The organism is Photorhabdus australis DSM 17609 (assembly GCF_000711895.1).
Lineage (GTDB): Bacteria > Pseudomonadota > Gammaproteobacteria > Enterobacterales > Enterobacteriaceae > Photorhabdus > Photorhabdus australis.
This window is the reverse complement of sequence record NZ_JONO01000115.1, coordinates 1-2,559: the sequence shown is the minus strand read 5'-3', so window position 1 is coordinate 2,559 and position 2,559 is coordinate 1. Positions and strand designations below refer to the sequence as shown.

1 protein-coding gene and 1 pseudogene are annotated in these 2,559 nt (G+C 56.7%); both read right to left on the bottom strand.

The window, feature by feature from the left end; all coding sequences use genetic code 11:
- Positions 1 to 833, bottom strand: an 833-nt coding sequence (gene xerC, locus BO26_RS18280) for a site-specific tyrosine recombinase XerC (protein ID WP_036774001.1), incomplete at its 3' end; no start/stop codon positions are given.
- Positions 820 to 2,559: pseudogene (locus tag BO26_RS18275) on the bottom strand (DNA primase); the annotation flags it as partial. The pseudogene BO26_RS18275 and the gene xerC, both read right to left, overlap by 14 nt.

Here is a 2,559-nt window from a genome sequence, read left to right as displayed (position 1 = left end):
CAGGCACCTTTTTTCTTGATACCCACCGCGTTGATATACGCTGTCACCAGATTGCTGATACCGTTGGCCTGTAAGCCATCCAGCCCGTCCATCGCGACGAATAATGCCCTGACGTCAGGATTGACGATAAGTTGTGGCCGCACCTGTTGCTGATAACGCTGTAGCCAGCTTAAGGCGCGTTCACCAAGGGGCAACACCCGGTCTTTATTGCCCTTGCCCTGCCGGATGGTCACCGTTTTGCGTTTGCCGTCAACGCTGTACACATCCAGCCGGGTTAATTCTCCCCGGCGCATCCCGGTTGACCAGAGCAGCTCCATCAATGCCCGGTCACGTACCCCCTGCAACGTCGTCAGGTCAGGCTGCGCCAGTATCTGTTCGGTTTCATCAATGGTCAGAATATAGCGTGGCAGATGCTTTTCCAGTCTGGGGAGTTCAAGGTCCGCCGCCGGGTTCGCCAGTATCAGGTTCTGTTTCGTCAGCCATTTGAACCAGACCTTCAATGGCTCCAGTTGGGTACGTTGCGTCCGGGTGCTTAACGGTTCACCGTTGGTCTTGCGGTACTGATACAGATAACGCTGGTAACGTTCCAGTATTGGCCGGGTGATATCCGCTGCGTAGTATAAGCCGCGCTCGGTTGCCCACAGGATAAAGTGGTAAGTATGGTGTGTCTGTACTTTCAGCGTGCTTTCTGACCAGTTCCGTTCCTGCCGCCACACCACAAAGCGCAGCAACAATGCATACAGGCTCTTGGGGTCGTGCGCCGGGCCGACAGGTTTACGGTACACTTCATCCACTGTCAGCAGGCTTCCCCTGCGGGGTTTACGGTTTGCCATGATTTATCTCCGTTTTGGATTGGGGATGGGCGGCTGAGGCAGCGGGCGGCGGGGCCTTTTGCGTTTTATGTTTGTTAACCATTTTCTTTCCGGCTCCGCCCGGTTCTGCTGTTAAGCCTTGTGCTGTCTGTGCTGAGGCCGGATTTTGTCTGTCCGGCTGTGTACCGACCTGGGGCCGACCTGTACCCGACTGAACACCCTCTGACCCCGACCGGAACGCCTTGCCCGCAACAGCGTCATTCGCCATTTCTGTTTCTTCGGGCAGGGGGATTGAAGCCGGTTTTTTTTCTGCTTTAATAACCGTTTTTTGTTTTACCCCGGCCACTTCCGCCGATAAGTCGGGTGTTGCCTGCTCTGAGGCCGGATTTTGACTGACCGACTGACTGCCGACCCTGCCCCGACCTGTGCCCGACTGAACATACTCTGACCCCGACCGGAACGCATCGCCTGTCGTTTCTGACTGGGATTCCGTCATCTCCAGTAACCCGCACAGATGTGGTTGCCCGGTATCTTCACCATCCCACAGCAGCGTATATTCATAGGTCAGCCCGCGGCGGTGCAGCAACAGGTATTCCATTTCCAGCAACCGCGCCAGATGCACTTTCAGTTGCGTATCGCCCCAGTGCAGAGCGGCCCGAATATCCCGCCGGGTAAAATGCAGTTCATCGACCCTGACCGCCTGTTGTCCGGCGGTTTCCCGTACCCAGTCCTGTATCAGCAGTAACAGCTTGCGCGTCTGTGGGGGCATTTCATCCAGCGTGCGCCCCAGAATTTCATGTGCCAGTTGGTTGGCGAGCTGGATATCGTCTTTCGTCACTTCGATATATTCAATCACCTGCCCGCGATGGGTGGTTTTCTTCACTTCACGTTGATACTGGTGCAGCAACGCAATGGCCTGTATCAGCGTCAGGTATTTCATATGGTCGCGTCGCATCCGGGTTTTGTCTGACAGGAACGTCAGTTGATGGGCGTAAGGATTCACCACTTTCAGCGGCCTTAATAAGCGCTGGGCGTTCTGGTGTAACTGCGTCAGATAGCCTTTCTCCGAGTCAGCCAGCAACCCGGCCAGCGTCTGACGGTGCCGTTGCATCGCGTGGATGGCCTGCGTCTGTTCGCGCGATTCGTTGACCGTCAGTACCAGACAGCGGTTCAGCAGCTCTTCATCCACATCAATGGCCGTCGTCGTTAACATCAGCATCACCGGGCCCTGTACCTTGTATTCCCGCGTCACCAACTCGCCGCTCTGTTCGTTTTTGCCGGTGCTGGCGATTTTCAGCTCGCCGTCGGACTGCAACAGTTTCAGGGCATAGGCCGCCTGCCGCACGCCTTCTTCCTCGGCTATCGCCAGTATTTTGTGTTGCAGGCTGGTTTCTCCCAGATAGTAGAGGCTCTGCCCGGTCATTGCCGAGTACTGGATACGCTCCTCTTCCGGCATCAGGTTCAGCACCGCCTCCATCAGCGAGGATTTCCCCGCCGCCGAGCTGCTTTGTATCAGCACGGCCAGCGGTTTATCGAGTTTGCGCGAGACCGCCGCCAGATACCCGGTCAGCAGATTGGTGGATTCACCGACCACGCCACAGGCGGCCATGTCGTTGATAATCTGTTCTGTTAAGTTCGGCGATGTCAGCAATGCCAGCGCGGCGGCTTCGTCTTCCGCGCTGACCGTCACCGCTGTTGTCCCTGCGGCTTCGGCATCCGCTCGCTGCTCGGCATCCTGTTGTTGCTC